We start from the raw sequence: 14,249 nt of genomic DNA, 5'->3' as shown, positions 1-14,249 counted from the left end.
CGTACGCCTGTTACATCGATCAACTCGTGCGCACTTGCTCACGGAGGCGGGGCGAGAGTACGTAGACGCTTGCAGGCGAGTCTTGGATGAGATGTCGGCGGCGGACGCAATTGCGCAATCGCAGATCGCTCATCCAAGGGGGGTGTTGCGCATTACAGCGCCAGTTGCATTTGGGAGCTTCCGATTGGCGCATGAGATCGAATCTTTTCTCTCGCGTTATCCTGAGGTGACGGTTGAACTGGTGCTCACGGATCGCCAAGTCGATCTGCTTCAGGACGGGTTTGATGTGGCGTTTCGGATCGGAGAACTGGCGGACTCGAGCTTAGTCGCAAGACCGCTGGCACCTTATCAACTTGTCGCGTGTGCGTCCCCCGGTTACCTCAAGATGCACGGCCAGCCGATCCATCCCCGAGAGCTAAGCCAACACTTGTGCTTAGATTATGTTTCGGATGAATATCGGAATCAAATGGCTTGGGTCTTCACTGATGGGAAAAGCTCTGTGACTGTGGATCCCATCAGGCGACTTCGCATTAACGACGGAAGGGGCCTCATATGTGCTGCAGAATCCGGGGCAGGCATTGTCATGGCGGGAGAACCGAACGTTAAATTATCAATTGCTGCGGGTCGGCTCGTTCGCCTTTTTCAAAACTTCAAAGGGCCGTTGCGACCGATGCACCTATTATGTATCGATCGCCGCTCGCAGCCAACGAAGCTCAAAGCGTTTATCGAATGGTCGCTTGAAAGATTTTCCGGACGTGACAATCTACCGACCCTCAATCTATAGATGAGAAACCGAGATTTTGCATGTTTGTTTGGGAAGCATCCATGCGGACACACTATTCTCGATCCTCATTGGTAACGTAGTCGATCTAGTAGATGCGTTTAGGTCGGACGGTAAGCCTCTAAAATCCGTCGTCGCGAAAGCGCGTTCGGCGATCTCCCGGTCGCGCCCAGCCAGGCGCGATGGGAAGAGCAGACGCTAGCCGCCTAGCCATGTGAGGCCCGCGGGGGCGGATACCGTATGATGCCGTGGTAGCGATCGGCAACACGAGCGAACGCCCGCAGATGCTCGTGGATCAGGGCAATGGCGACGAGTTCCTGAACAGGCCGCTATGGCCGCAGCTACTGTGGGCGGCCTGAGACAAGGAGAACAGCCCCTGCAGCTCAACGTGCGAAAAGGCTACGACCACAGTTAAAACTTCATCGCCAACATCAGCGGCAAACACATGACCCGTCGCACCAAGGCGTTAGCGTAACCGCAGGCCACCGTGCTTAGACGCCACGACACTCGCCACCGAGGAATAGGAAAATTATCACGCCGTGCGACCGCACGGCGCAGCTCGATTGAAGCATGCGCAGCTTTGCATCAGGTGTCGAGCACATTCCAGATAGCGCCAACGACCACGCATGACACCCCTATCCCCGTCGCACGCTAGCGGCGATTTACTTTGCGAGCCGTGGCGGTCCGACGTCAGCGATCGTGGGACTTTGGCCATACGTTTCGACGATCTTCAGAATAGCCCCGTCCTTCCGCATCTTGTCGATCGTATCGTCAATCGCCTCCCCAAAGCCCTTGTTGTCCTTCGTGTAGAGGAAACCCGTCTGTGCTGGTTGAACCGATGACGGGATTTGCTGGTTCGGTTTGGCGACTTCTACTTTCAGGCCCCGATACGAGCCCAGCTTCTGTCCGTAGGACTGAAGTATGTAGCTATCGATACCAACATCCAACCGGCCGGAGGCGAGATCCTGCGCAAGCGCGACTGATGTAGGGTAAAGCTGCAAATTATCCCCGAACAGCCTCTTCAGATCCGAGACCCAGAGAAACCCGGTAACCGTACCGACCTTCCGATTCGCCATCTGCGAAACGTCGCTTACTCCGTCCTTCGACGCGACTCCCATCAAGTCAAGCGTCACAGGCTCAGACAATCCCAGCACCTTCGAACGAGCCTCAGAACGGTACCAGCCGCCTATCGCAAGATCGGCCTTGCCAGCGACAACGCCCTGAACGACGGCGGCGTTATCAACGACCATCGCGTTGATCTTTACGCAGTTGTCGCTCGCAATCCGCTGAAGGATATCTACATCGATGCCTTTTAGCTGACCTCCACTGTCCTGATACGCGAACGGAGGGTATTGATTGTAGAAGACCGTGATTTCGCCCGGCGTAATGGTTTTAAAACTGTGAACCGGCTTGCAGTCCTTCGACTGTGCCGTCGCCGCAGACGCGACCAGGGAACAGCAGAGTCCGAGAATCAGTGCAGCTTTCATGAATCCTCCTATGTCACAAGCGACGTATGCAAGAAATCGCACACCCGATGATGATTGGGTGAACGAATCGCGAGACAGATCCGCCCCTACGTGGCCTGTGAAATGCCCGCGCTGCAGCAGGACTGGTCTCCTCGTCGATGGTTGCGATCACAACATACCAATAAGTCAGAATCAATGACTATCACGTCTAATCTGAGCCAGGACATTCACCAGGTCCTGCATAGGCTAAAGAAGGTTCGCGCACACTTGCATTGACCAATTAATTGATTATACTGACCGGTCAGTATTGACAACCTATCCACCACCGGACGGTCGTTTCGCGTCATCGAAACGGAGTTCAGGAGCCCGGGCACGACAGCCGTACTGCCGTCGTGGTACTGCTTGTCAGCACTAGATGGAGACAGGACCGGTCGGGGAACGACGGCCATGGCTCATCGTTTGCGCGTTGAAAGGTCGAACTGCGTGCCGGATCGACGCGTTCTGCTATCGCCTTGTCAGATACACGGAGGAGAGATGTTGCTGAACGAAAGTGAAGGAAAAAGCCTGCTGCGCGAACATGGTATTCCATCTCCGCTGGGCCGCCGCGTCACAAATGAAGTCGAGCTAACGGCCGCAATTGAGGCTATCGGACTCCCGCTGGTGCTGAAAGTCCAAATCCCAGTCGGTGGACGCGGCAAAAGCGGAGGCGTGAAGCTCGCAAACTCGGAGGCGGAAGCAATCGCACACTTTCGTTTGATGATTGGTTCGACCATCAAAGGCCATCAGGTCTCAGCTGTTCTCGTCGAACAAAGGGCCGACCTCGCGCATGAGCGATACGTTGGCATGGTCGTCAAAGATCAAGGTCTCCAGTTCATGATCGGACGAACCGGCGGCGTTGAGATTGAAGAAACCTCGGTTAGCGATCCAGGATCCATCGCAATCGTTCCTCTTCGGCCAGAACAGACAAACGCGAACGAACCGTTCCTGACTGCGTTTGAAACGATCGGACTGCCCGGGCATCTGTGGGACACCTATCTTGGACTTTGCCATCGCCTCGCGACAACTGTTTCGTCTTCAGATCTGGTCATGGCGGAGATCAATCCGCTCGCGGAGCTTTCCGACGGAACGCTCCTTGCCCTTGATGCCCGTATTGAAGTCGACGATTCGGCGCTCTACCGACAGCCCAGAATCCGCGAGTTACTGGGCATGGCCGACGACGGCGATGGGGCTCAACAGTCTGTTTTGCGGCGGCTGTCCGGTGACGGTGCGGTTGCCCTGGTTGGATATGGCGGGGGCATGGCACTTTGCGTATCCGACTGGCTCGCCGCAGAGGGCCATTCTCTCGGCGCCGCAATCGATATGGATCACGCAATTGCGCACGAACGTACCGGCGAAGCATTTGCCTCCGTCCTCGATCAGATCGAATGCGACCAGAGAATCAAGGTCGTCCTGGTCAACATCACCGCGAGCGGCAAGCGGATTGACCAGATCGTGGATGCGCTCGTTCCCGTGCTCGAATCAAGGCGTCTCGGTCACGCCAAAATTCCGATCGTACTGAATCTCCACGGAAACCATGGCGCCACTGCCAAGGCACTGCTGGATCGGGCCAACTTCCCGAACTGCCGTGGCGTGCGTGATGCGATCGACACAACATTGCAATATCTTCAGTGAGTCTGACCAATGAGCATAATCATCGACAGGACGAGTGCAATCGTGGTTCATGGTGCGGGCAGTTCGATGGCGCTGCATCAGTCCAGGGAGATGCTCGAGCACGGAACGAACCTCATCGGCATCATTGACCCAGATAACATTTCCGGGCACGTCTTGCGTGGCGCGACACTCTCGTTACCGAATTTCAAAACCGCCGTCGAGTCTGCCGCAATCGATGTCGCCCTGTTTTTCGATCCTCCCGACGTCGTGAAGTATTCCGTGTTGGCTGCAATCGATGCGGGGATCAAGACGGTTGTATGTCTGACTGAGTACGTCCCGGTGCACGACGCCCTCACTATGCGCAACGCAGCTCTGGACGCGGGGGCCATGCTGATCGGCCCCAACTCAAGTGGCGTTCTGTCCCCCGGTGTTGCGAAAGCCGGCTACTTCTGTGATGAACTGTGTATGCCTGGCAACGTCGGAATCGTTACCAAAGGCGGATCCATCGCATATGGCATCCTGATGGAAATGAAACTTCAGCAGCTAGGCGTAAGCACGATCGTTTCAGTCGGGCCGGACCGCGTAAAAGGCGCTGACTGTGCCGAGATACTGCAGCACTTCGAACAGGATCCCGCAACCGACGTGATCCTGCTTCTCGGCGAAGTGGGAGGGGAAGACGAGGAGAATGCAGCTCGCACGATTGCATCTGCGATGCGCAAGCCGGTCGTCGCCCATGTTGCCGGGAAGTCACTCAAGGTTGGTCAGCAGATCGGCCACGCCAATGCCATCGTTCGGAAAGGTACTGGCGGCTATGAAAGCAAGGTCCACGCACTTCGTGAGGCGGGAGCCGTCGTGGCGGACGAATTCAAGCATATCGCTCCACTCCTGCTCGAGGTTCTCGGCCGTAGATAACATCGTGGCCTGCAAACAGCACCCATCTCGGAATCACTCGCAAACACGCAGCAATATCGGCCGTATTCGCGTCGGCGTTTCGACAGTCCAGGGCGCATGTCGGACACACTAACGCGAATGTGGGTACGCTTTTTCGCGTACGTCGATTGATACGGCCCAGTACCCTGCGCGGTAAAAAAAAGGCTGGCAGACCTGGAGAATCTGCCAGCCCAACACTCCGGAATCCTTCGTACCACAAACGTATACGAAGTAGTCCCAGACACCCACCCGCCCTACATGTTTGGATAGTTCGGACCGCCGCCACCTTCCGGCGTGACCCACACGATGTTCTGCGTCGGGTCCTTGATGTCGCAGGTTTTGCAGTGCACGCAGTTCTGCGCGTTGATCTGCAGACGGTCGCTGCCGTCGTCGTTCTTCATGAACTCGTACACCGCGGCCGGGCAGAAGCGTGCTTCCGGGCCCGCGTAGGTGCGCAGGTTCACGTTCACGGGCACGCTCGCATCCTTGAGCGTCAAGTGCGCGGGCTGATTCTCTTCGTGGTTCGTGTTCGAGATGAACACCGAGGAGAGCCGGTCGAACGTGAGCTTGCCGTCAGGCTTCGGATACTCGATCGGCTTGCACTGCGAAGCCGGTTTCAGCATCTCGTGATCGCGATGCTGGTGATGCAGCGTCCACGGCACGTTGCCGCCCAGCAGCTTCTGCTCGATGCCCACCATCAGCGTGCCCAGATACAGGCCCTTGCTCATCCACTGCTTGAAGTTGCGCGCCTTGTACAGTTCGGTGTAAAGCCACGACTGCTTGAACGCTTCCGGGTAGGCCGCGAGTTCATCGCTCTGGCGGCCGGCCTGCACGGCTTCGAATGCCGCATCGGCCGCGAGCATGCCGGTCTTGATCGCGGCGTGGCTGCCTTTGATGCGCGAGGCGTTCAGGAAGCCCGCGTCGTCGCCCACGAGCGCGCCACCCGGGAATACGAGCTTCGGCAGCGACATCAGGCCACCCGCCGTGATCGCACGCGCGCCATACGACACGCGCTTGCCGCCTTCGAGGTACTTGCGGATTTCCGGGTGCGTCTTGTAGCGCTGGAATTCCTCGAACGGCGAGAGATACGGATTCTGGTACGCGAGACCGACGACAAAGCCCACCATCACCTGGTTGTTGTCGATGTGGTACAGGAACGAGCCGCCATAGGTGTCGGACTCGAGCGGCCAGCCAGCCGTGTGGATCACGAGGCCCGGCTGGTGCTTCGCGGGATCGATTTCCCACAGTTCCTTGATGCCGATGCCGTAGACCTGCGGGTCCGAGTCCTTGCCCAGCTTGAACTTCTCGTTCAGCTGGCGGCCCAGGTGCCCGCGGCAGCCTTCGCAGAACAGCGTGTACTTGGCATGCAGCTCCATGCCCAGCTGGAAGTTCTCGGTGGGCTCGCCGTCCTTGCCGACACCCATGTTGCCGGTGGCAACGCCCTTGACCGAGCCATCGTCGTTATAGAGCACTTCCGCAGCCGGAAAGCCGGGGAAGATTTCCACGCCCAGCGCCTCGGCCTGCTGGCCCAGCCAGCGCGTGACGTTGGCGAGGCTGATGACGTAGTTGCCGTGGTTCTTGAAGTTGTCGGGCAGTGCCCAGTTCGGCACGCCCTTCGCGCCGGTCTCCGTAAGGAAGAGGAACTTGTCTTCGGTCACCGGCACGTTCAGCGGTGCGCCTTGCTCTTTCCAGTCCGGAATCAGCTCGTTCAAGGCGCGCGGATCCATGACCGCGCCCGAGAGGATATGCGCCCCGATTTCCGAGCCTTTTTCCAGCACGCAAACGCCGATTTCGGTGCCTTTTTCCGCGGCCAGCTGCTTCAGGCGGATCGCGGCGGACAGCCCGGCGGGGCCGCCGCCGACGATCACGACGTCGTATTCCATCGACTCGCGTTCGCGCGCAAAGTCGCCTTCAATGTTCGTCTGAATTGCCACTGCCCTGCTTCTCCACTTGTTGGTCGAACATTGCGCGCGTTACACCATACGGCGTGTATTGCGCGTCATGCGTAGGCGTGCGCGTGCAAGCTCCCTGTCATTGCCAGCACCGGGCGCGGGCTCGATGGCGGAAAGACACACCACGAGCCATCGTCATGGCGGAAGAAAACGATGGAGAACGCGCCCGCCGGTCGTTGCGTTTCGACACGCACGTAACGCCGACGCCAGCGCGCACCGTGGCTGAAGCGCGTCACCCGCGCGGATTTCGCGTCCTCGCGCCCAAGCCACTTCTCCACGAGTACGCGCAACGACCTTTCCCGGCAATTCATCGGATTCTCCCGGCGACACGACAACGACTTGCATCAACCACGACCAAACCCTGCATCTCTACCTTCGTGCGCTGCAATTACGCCTGGACCCCAAGCGCGCTTACCACTTCCGGCACGACAGTGAACAGGTCGCCTACGAGACCATAGTCGGCCACGCTGAATATCGGGGCGTCCTCGTCCTTGTTGATCGCGACGATGACCTTCGAATCCTTCATGCCCGCGAGATGCTGAATCGCGCCCGAGATGCCCACGGCAATGTAGAGCTGCGGCGCGACGATCTTGCCAGTCTGGCCGACCTGGTAGTCGTTCGGGACGAAGCCTGCGTCGACAGCCGCACGCGAGGCGCCCAGCGCGGCGTTCAGGCGATCCGCGAGCGGCTCGAGAACCTTGGCGTAATTCTCTCCGCTGCCCAGCCCCCGCCCACCCGAAACCACGACCGCAGCGTTGGTGAGCTCCGGCCGGGCTAGCTTCGTTACATGGCTGCTGATGAATTGCGAAACGCCACGATCTGCAGGCACGTCGAGCGACTCGACTGACGCCGCGCCGCCCGTGTGCGCAGCCGGATCGAATGCCGTCGCGCGCACTGTTACGACCTTGACGGGGTCAATGGATTGAACAGTGGCAGTCGCATTTCCCGCGTAAATCGGGCGCTCAAACGTATCGGGCGCGACGATCGCGGTGATTTCGCTGATCTGCGCAACATCGAGCTTCGCAGCGATGCGCGGTGCGACGTTCTTGCCGTATGCCGTCGCTGGAGCGAGGATGTGCGAGTACGCGCTCGCAATGGACAGTACAGTCGCCTCGAGATTTTCGGCCAACCCACCCTCGAGATGCTGCGCGTCAGCGTGCAGGACTTTCGACAGTCCCTGGATGCCGGCCGCGGCCTTCGCCGCCGCTTCCGCCTTGAATCCCGCAACCAGGAGATGGATCTCTCCGCCGAGCTGCAGGGCCGCGGTTACGGCGCTGAGAGTAGCGGGCTTGATGGAGCTATTGTCGTGCTCCGCAATTACCAACGTTGTCATTTCTGCGCCTCTTTCTGAATCTGTTACGCAATCTTTGCGACAGCTTTGATCTTCTCGACCAGCTCGGGGACACCGGAAACCTTCACGCCAGCACTGCGCGCAGGCGGTTCAACAACCTTCAAGGTCCTCAGGCGCGGTTTGATGTCGACGCCGAGTTCCTCTGCCTTAATGATCGCGATCGGCTTCTTCTTTGCCTTCATGATGTTCGGCAACGTCACGTAGCGCGGTTCGTTCAGGCGCAGGTCTGTAGTCACCACGGCCGGAAGCTGGAGCAAGATCGTTTCGGTTCCGCCGTCGACCTCCCGCGCGACCGTGATCTTCCCGTTGGCGACAAGAAGGTGCGCGGCAAACGTAGCCTGCGGCAGCCCGGCCAGCGCCGCAACCATCTGTCCGGTCTGATTCGAGTCGTCATCGATTGCCTGCTTCCCAAGCAGGATCAGATCCGGCCGTTCCTCCTCGATCAAGGCCGCCAACAATTTCGCAACTGCGAGTGGCTGCACGTCACCTTCGGCCTCAACGAGAATCCCGCGATCCGCGCCGATCGCCAAGGCAGTCCGAAGCGTCTCCTGGCACACTGCAGGACCAACGGAGACCGCAATGACCTCCACCGACGCATCGGATTCTCGGAGTCTGACCGCTTCCTCCACCGCGATTTCATCGAAGGGGTTCATCGACATCTTCACATTCGCGATGTCGACCGCGGTGCAATCCGCCTTGACGCGGACCTTCACGTTGTAGTCAACGACTCGCTTTACCGCGACCAAAACTTTCATATCCGATCCTGTCGTCTCGTGAGTGCGTGTTCGGGTCAGCCCCTTCGCATGTACTCACGGTATTAAAAAACTGACCACCTAGTATATAACGATAAAAAAGAAGGCGGCAAGCGCGTCTGGAGCAAAAACGCGACTTGTCGCCCGGCTGTAGCAATGGAATTGAATTGAGGGAAGAATTGACGCAGGATCGGGAGGCAGAGCGATGGTCCCCGCTGAGGGGCGCTCAAGCTGCGGGATGTGCAGCGTGCCCAAGTGATTCCAGGCGACGTACGGAGCGCATGAACGCCTGATTTTGGAGTGACGCGCGACTAACCGGTTCCGAACGGCTCTATCCCGACGAGCCGTGTCGCAAATAAATTGGGCGCCCATGGCGCCCAATTTGGATCTGGTCAGCGAGATGCCGCTTTTACCACTTTCGAGGAACTACGCCCGCCGGATGCCCGGTGCGCCTTGACGGGCACAACGTAGCCCTGCATCAACAGTGAGACGTAGTGGTTGGCAATTTCCTCAGCGGACAGCGGGCCATCTTCCTTGTACCAGGTGTACAGCCAATTGCACATACCCAGAATGCCGCGGACTGCAACGGCCGTTGGGACGTCGCTTCTGAACACCCCCTTGTCAACGCCTGCCTGATAGGCAGACTCAATGATGGCGTCGTACTCCCGCTTCCGCTGGAGAATCAGCTTTTGCTGTTTGTCGGTCAGTTCGCTCTCGTCACGGTAGTAGATCGCGTTCCAGTCTTTGCGCTCCATGACGTGCATGGCGTGCGCACGGATGATCCGCGCAAGCGCGTCCGCCGGCTCGAGGTGTTCGGTCTCGACCGCCTGGATGCCTTCGAAGTATGCGTCATATATCCGGGAAAACACCTTCCACAGGATCTCGTTCTTGCTGCGGAAGTAGTAGTACACGACCGACTTCGTGTAACCGAGGTTTGACGCGATATCGTCGATCGTCACGGCCCGGAAGCCGCGGGCGGCGAACAAAGTCACAGCCGACGAAAGGATTTCGTCCTGCACGTAGGCCTGCTTTTTGGCCTTCAGTTCTTCACGTCGATCCTGTTTCACCCTCTGCGCTCCGATGGAAAAGTTTTGGCCTGCCTCTGAAAGCAGACTTCGCGGCGCCCGATCATGGAGCGCTCAGGCCAGCCACCAATAAGTATCCAAGGGGCCAACATGCGTCCCATTGTCTTTTTTTCAGACCGTGAAGTCAACTTATCTGAACTAAACAAGGCATCGGTCAGTATTTTGAACGTGAACATCAACATCCCGTAGTTTGACCCGCTGGACAAAATTTCGTCTAGCAAGTACATTTTTGATACCGAGTGGTGCGGTGTCTCTCGCACCTGCCCTGTATCAACAACCAACTGGAATCAAACATGACTACCGAACAGAACCGGTACTGGCAAACGTCTGTAAGTGACGTCGAGGAGGCCAGCGTTTTCATTCGAGGGTACGATCTGGGCCAGATTATTGGCAAGCTCTCCTTTGCATCAGCGACATATCTCCTGATCCGCGGAAAACTGCCGACCCCTGGCGAGTCGCGCATCATGGATGCCGTCCTCTGTTCTGTCCTCGATTACTCACTCAAGAAGCCGGGAACGGCGGCCGCACGTTTCTGCGTTTCCGGGAACCCGTCGATGGTCGCGGGCCTCGCCACAGCTGTCCTTTCGGCTGGCGAATACACGCTTGCGCCGGATTCCGGCGGCGCGTTCATCGCAGCGACCTACGCAACGTTCAAGAACTCGGATGAACCGATGTCCAGCGCGGCGGAACGCGTCGTTAGCGAACTTCGCGCGAACAAGCAGCGTGTACCCGGTTTGGGTCATCCGAATTTCCGCTTTACCGACCCACGAGCACAGAAGCTCAAGCGCATTGCTCAGGAGAACGGCGTATGGGGCGAAGTCTGCGACTGGTATGAGGCCATCCACGCAGCGTTCATCAAGCAGGCCAACAAACCCGATCTCGTCATCAATGAGGTCGGTATGCTGGCTGCCATCCTGAGTCAGATGGAGTTCACGCCAGCCGAGATGACCGGCCTCGCACTTATCTCGACGATGCCCGGTGTGGTTGCACACGTGTCGGAAGAGCTCAGGAGTCAAACGCGCATCCGGACGATTCCGGACCACGACGTAGCATACGACCGTACCCGACGCGAACTGGACGCAGACCTTAGCTCGGCTGGCTGGTAAAGGCGTCTGAGTTCGAAGGCCCCATTTCGCCCGGGACGAACACTGACTGCATCTGAGACAGCATCGCATCCAACCGCCCGTACTGGGCGGTTTTTGTTTGCAGTCGTCTCGGTGAATCTGACGGCGTACTTCCCGCCCCTGATCGCGGGAGAGGCTGGCGCACCGACAAAAAAAAGCGGCAACGAAACAGATGTCTCGTTGCCGCCGATCAGGCAAACGGCAGACCGTTTGCCTGTGTCTCAGACATTCGTCTGAAGTGCCTCGTATAGCGCCGGGCGCCGATCGCTCAACTGACGGACCTCAGCCTTTTCGCGGGAGGCGCGCAGCGTCTCCAGATTCAGGGTTGCGGACAGTAGATCCTCGCCCTCGTTGCCGACGGCATAGGTACCGTCTTCGACCTTGAAGCGGTTGTCGATCGGGCAAGCCACAAACGCGCGGCCGCTTGCGGTCGTTTGATAGTCCACCGGGATGTCCAGCGGACCGACCAGCGTGGAGACACAGACATACAGCTGGTTTTCCAGCGCACGCGCGTGAGCGCTGTGCCAGACCCGCCACGTGCCGCGTGCGTCCGTCAGCGAGGGCACAAACAACACTTCGATGCCTTGCTTGACGAGATATTGGGTCAATTCCGGGTACTGAACGTCGTAGCAGACAAACAGCCCGCACTTGACCCCGTCGAGTTCGAACGGCATGAGCGCGTCACCGCCCGACGTCTTGATTGCGCGCTCGGCGCGCGTCATGTGGAGCTTGTCCTGACGCAGCGTTTCGCCGTTCGGACGGAAAACGAAGGCGCTGTTGCGCCCGATCCCGTCTTCCTCGTGCCAGAACGAAGCACCGATAATGGTGATGCCGCTTTGTTCTGCGATCCCGGAAAGAATCCGGCAGTAGTCGGGCAACAAGGGCGTCAGCACGCGGCGATAGAAGTCGGCAACCCCCTTATTGTCCACAGCTTCTGCTGCGGGATCGATCCACAACAGACCGATACACGTGAGTTCCGGCAGAAGAATCGCGGTACTGCCGCTTTGCTTCGCATCCTGCACCAGATCGCGCACGTGCTCGCCGAATGCGGCGAGCGTCGGGTAACGACGCGTGCCGAACGATGCAATCGAAACCTTGAGTTCGTTTGTCACTTCCTGCTCTCCATCCATTGCGCCAGGAGCGCTTTCTTGTCCACCTTCCCGGTATTCCCCAGCGGCAACGAAGCCGCCTCGACAATAAACGCGGGAATCTTGAATTCTGCGAGCCGGCCATGGCACCAGTGCTTCAGCTCATCTTCAGCAGGCTGGCGACCATTGCGCGGCACAACATACGCTGCGACCAGCTGCCCGAACTTCTCGTCCGGAACTCCGATCACCGCGACATCCTGGACGGACTCATGCTGAGCAATAACCTGTTCGACCTCGGCCGGCGCAATATTCGCGCCGCCGCGGATGATCAGGTCTTTGCTACGTCCTGTGATGTAATAGAAGCCTTCACTGTCGCGCTGACCAAGATCGCCGGTTCTAATCAGACCGTCGTGAAAGAGTTCGCGCGTCTGAGCCTCGTTTTTGAGATATCCGAGAGTCACCGACGGGCCGCGAACGTAAAACTCTCCTTCCACGCCGTCCGGCACCTCGTTGCCGTGCGTATCAACGATCTTCACGATCACGCCGGGCGCCGCCTTGCCGATTGCGCGTGGCGGCACAGGGGCGGGATCGTTCCAATAGCGGCCGAAGATCGGTCGTGATTCCGTCAGCGCGTAGTAATCGTCAATGCGCTTCTTGAATCGCCGCTCGAACCGCTCGCGCAGTTCGGTGGCTAGTGGTGCGCCGGCAGATATCAGCAGCCGCATGAAGGAGAGATCGAGATCGACGTCGTTCTGCTCCGCGTACTCGAGCATCATCGCGAACATGGTGGGCACGCCCTGAAACACTGTCGCACGATGCTGGACGAGCGCATCAAGAATTTCGCGCGGGTGGAAGCGGCGCATGAGAACCGCCTTCCCTCCCGACTGCAGCGTTGCCGATGTCGCGGTGGTCAATCCGTAGTGATAGCCCATCGGCAGCCCGACGACGTTCACATCGTCCGGACCCATTCCCCACATCTCGATTAGCGATGCATTGCCCGCGACCTCATGGGCTTGCGAAAGCGCAACCCCCTTCGGTTTGCCAGTGGATCCGGATGTGTACACCATCAAGAACGTTTTTTCGGGGGCGGCCGTCGCTTCTACGCGATCCTCTACGGCCTCGACCGCGAGGAAGTCGGAAAGGGTCATCCCGGGGGGCGATCCGCCGGCCGCGAGCGCCTCGGTTGCTATCGGGGCCATACGCTCGTCATACACGAGGACCGCCGCCTCCGAGTGATCGAGGATGTAGGCGACTTCTGACGAGCTCAGGCTCGCGTTGACCGGCAGGAAGACCCCGCCAAGCCGTGCGATCGCATAGTAGAACAACATGATTTCAATGCGGTTCTCGCACAACACGGCCACCGGTTTGCTACCGTCGAAACCCAGTTTGCGGAGCCGACCGACCGTGCGGCCGACCTCCCGCACGAGATCAGTGTAGGCAAGCTCCCCCTGGGCACTGGAGAGTGCCGTGTGAGCACCATCACGCAGGGCATTCGCCCCGATATCTGTGTTCAGCATAGAAGACGTTCCTTCCGACCCTGTCCGCTCAGTTGTTGCCCAATGCTGCCGGATCGCGGTGCATCATGACCTTCCATTCGCCTTCCTGAACCACCTCGTTACGCTGGTTGCGGATGGCCACGTAGAACGTCACGATACCCGTGCCCGGCTTCTTCGTCTCGCGCTTGGCGAGCACCTTCTCGTACACGTGGATCGTGTCGCCAATCTTCACCGGACCGCGCATGTCCCACGTCATCCCGAGGAACGCCACCGCCGTGCCCTCCTTGATCCCCAGGCGGCTCTCCAGGCCCGTCGCGATCGCGAACGCGGCCGGACCGTGCAGGATACGGCCGCCGAAGATCGTGTTACGCGCGAACTCTTCGTCCGTGTGCACCGGGTTGTTGTCGCCCGTGAGCGCCGTGAACATCACGATGTCCGCTTCGGTGATCGTGCGACGCGGCGAGTTCCACTCCGTACCCTCTTCGAGTTCCTCGTAGAACTTCGCGTTCGGGCCGATACCCACTTGCTCTCTGGTCTGTTCAATAACAGTCATTGCTTTTCCTTGATTCGAAAC

Annotated in this window: 12 protein-coding genes; 4 read left to right on the top strand and 8 right to left on the bottom strand. The window is 58.8% G+C overall.

The window, feature by feature from the left end; translation table 11 throughout:
- The first annotated feature begins 91 nt into the window (after positions 1–91).
- Positions 92–784, top strand: coding sequence for a LysR substrate-binding domain-containing protein (locus FAZ97_RS15580; protein ID WP_233271845.1), 693 nt, complete (start codon positions 92–94; stop codon positions 782–784).
- Between the two features lie 659 nt (positions 785–1,443).
- Here FAZ97_RS15580 and FAZ97_RS15575 read toward each other — a convergent pair.
- Positions 1,444–2,268, bottom strand: a complete 825-nt coding sequence (locus tag FAZ97_RS15575; protein ID WP_158759373.1) for a substrate-binding periplasmic protein — start codon at positions 2,266–2,268, stop codon at positions 1,444–1,446.
- Positions 2,269–2,781: 513 nt separating this feature from the next.
- On the opposite strand from FAZ97_RS15575, the gene FAZ97_RS15570 reads away from it, so the two are divergent.
- Positions 2,782–3,918 carry an ATP-grasp domain-containing protein gene (locus tag FAZ97_RS15570; protein WP_158759372.1) on the top strand — a complete coding sequence of 379 codons (1,137 nt, stop codon included), beginning with the start codon at positions 2,782–2,784 and terminating at the stop codon, positions 3,916–3,918.
- 9 nt (positions 3,919–3,927) lie between these two features.
- Positions 3,928–4,809, top strand: a complete 882-nt coding sequence (locus FAZ97_RS15565; protein ID WP_158759371.1) for a succinate--CoA ligase subunit alpha — start codon at positions 3,928–3,930, stop codon at positions 4,807–4,809.
- A gap of 272 nt (positions 4,810–5,081) precedes the next feature.
- Here the strand turns inward: FAZ97_RS15565 and FAZ97_RS15560 are convergent, their stop codons facing one another.
- The 4 genes from FAZ97_RS15560 to FAZ97_RS15545 all read right to left on the bottom strand — a co-directional run bounded on the left by FAZ97_RS15560 (position 5,082) and on the right by FAZ97_RS15545 (position 9,949).
- Entirely contained in the window at positions 5,082–6,710 is a 1,629-nt protein-coding gene (locus tag FAZ97_RS15560; protein WP_158760943.1) for an electron transfer flavoprotein-ubiquinone oxidoreductase, read from the bottom strand.
- A gap of 457 nt (positions 6,711–7,167) precedes the next feature.
- A complete protein-coding gene (locus FAZ97_RS15555) occupies positions 7,168–8,112 on the bottom strand; it encodes an electron transfer flavoprotein subunit alpha/FixB family protein (RefSeq protein WP_158759370.1) in 945 nt (314 codons plus the stop codon).
- Between the two features lie 23 nt (positions 8,113–8,135).
- Positions 8,136–8,885, bottom strand: a complete 750-nt coding sequence (locus FAZ97_RS15550) for an electron transfer flavoprotein subunit beta/FixA family protein (RefSeq protein WP_158759369.1) — start codon at positions 8,883–8,885, stop codon at positions 8,136–8,138.
- A gap of 389 nt (positions 8,886–9,274) precedes the next feature.
- Positions 9,275–9,949: a TetR/AcrR family transcriptional regulator gene (locus FAZ97_RS15545; RefSeq protein ID WP_158759368.1), complete on the bottom strand. Its 675-nt coding sequence runs from the start codon at positions 9,947–9,949 to the stop codon at positions 9,275–9,277.
- A 311-nt stretch (positions 9,950–10,260) separates the two neighbouring features.
- On the opposite strand from FAZ97_RS15545, the gene FAZ97_RS15540 reads away from it, so the two are divergent.
- On the top strand, positions 10,261–11,073 hold the full coding sequence (locus FAZ97_RS15540) for a citryl-CoA lyase (protein ID WP_158759367.1): 813 nt from the start codon (positions 10,261–10,263) through the stop codon (positions 11,071–11,073).
- Between the two features lie 239 nt (positions 11,074–11,312).
- Here FAZ97_RS15540 and FAZ97_RS15535 read toward each other — a convergent pair whose 3' ends face one another.
- From FAZ97_RS15535 to FAZ97_RS15525, 3 genes are read right to left on the bottom strand one after another with little or no spacing between them, the layout of a single operon-like run.
- Complete coding sequence (locus FAZ97_RS15535) at positions 11,313–12,203, bottom strand: nitrilase-related carbon-nitrogen hydrolase (RefSeq protein WP_158759366.1); 891 nt, start codon at positions 12,201–12,203, stop codon at positions 11,313–11,315.
- A complete protein-coding gene (locus tag FAZ97_RS15530; RefSeq protein ID WP_158759365.1) occupies positions 12,200–13,696 on the bottom strand; it encodes a class I adenylate-forming enzyme family protein in 1,497 nt (498 codons plus the stop codon). Before FAZ97_RS15530 ends, FAZ97_RS15535 begins: the two co-directional genes overlap by 4 nt.
- Before the next feature lie 28 nt (positions 13,697–13,724).
- Positions 13,725–14,228, bottom strand: a complete 504-nt coding sequence (locus FAZ97_RS15525; RefSeq protein WP_158759364.1) for a MaoC/PaaZ C-terminal domain-containing protein — start codon at positions 14,226–14,228, stop codon at positions 13,725–13,727.
- Between the last annotated feature and the right edge of the window lie 21 nt (positions 14,229–14,249).

Source organism: Paraburkholderia acidiphila, from assembly GCF_009789655.1.
Lineage (GTDB): Bacteria > Pseudomonadota > Gammaproteobacteria > Burkholderiales > Burkholderiaceae > Paraburkholderia > Paraburkholderia acidiphila.
The sequence above is the reverse complement of the archived record's forward strand: the minus strand, read 5'-3'. Positions and strand labels throughout refer to the sequence as shown.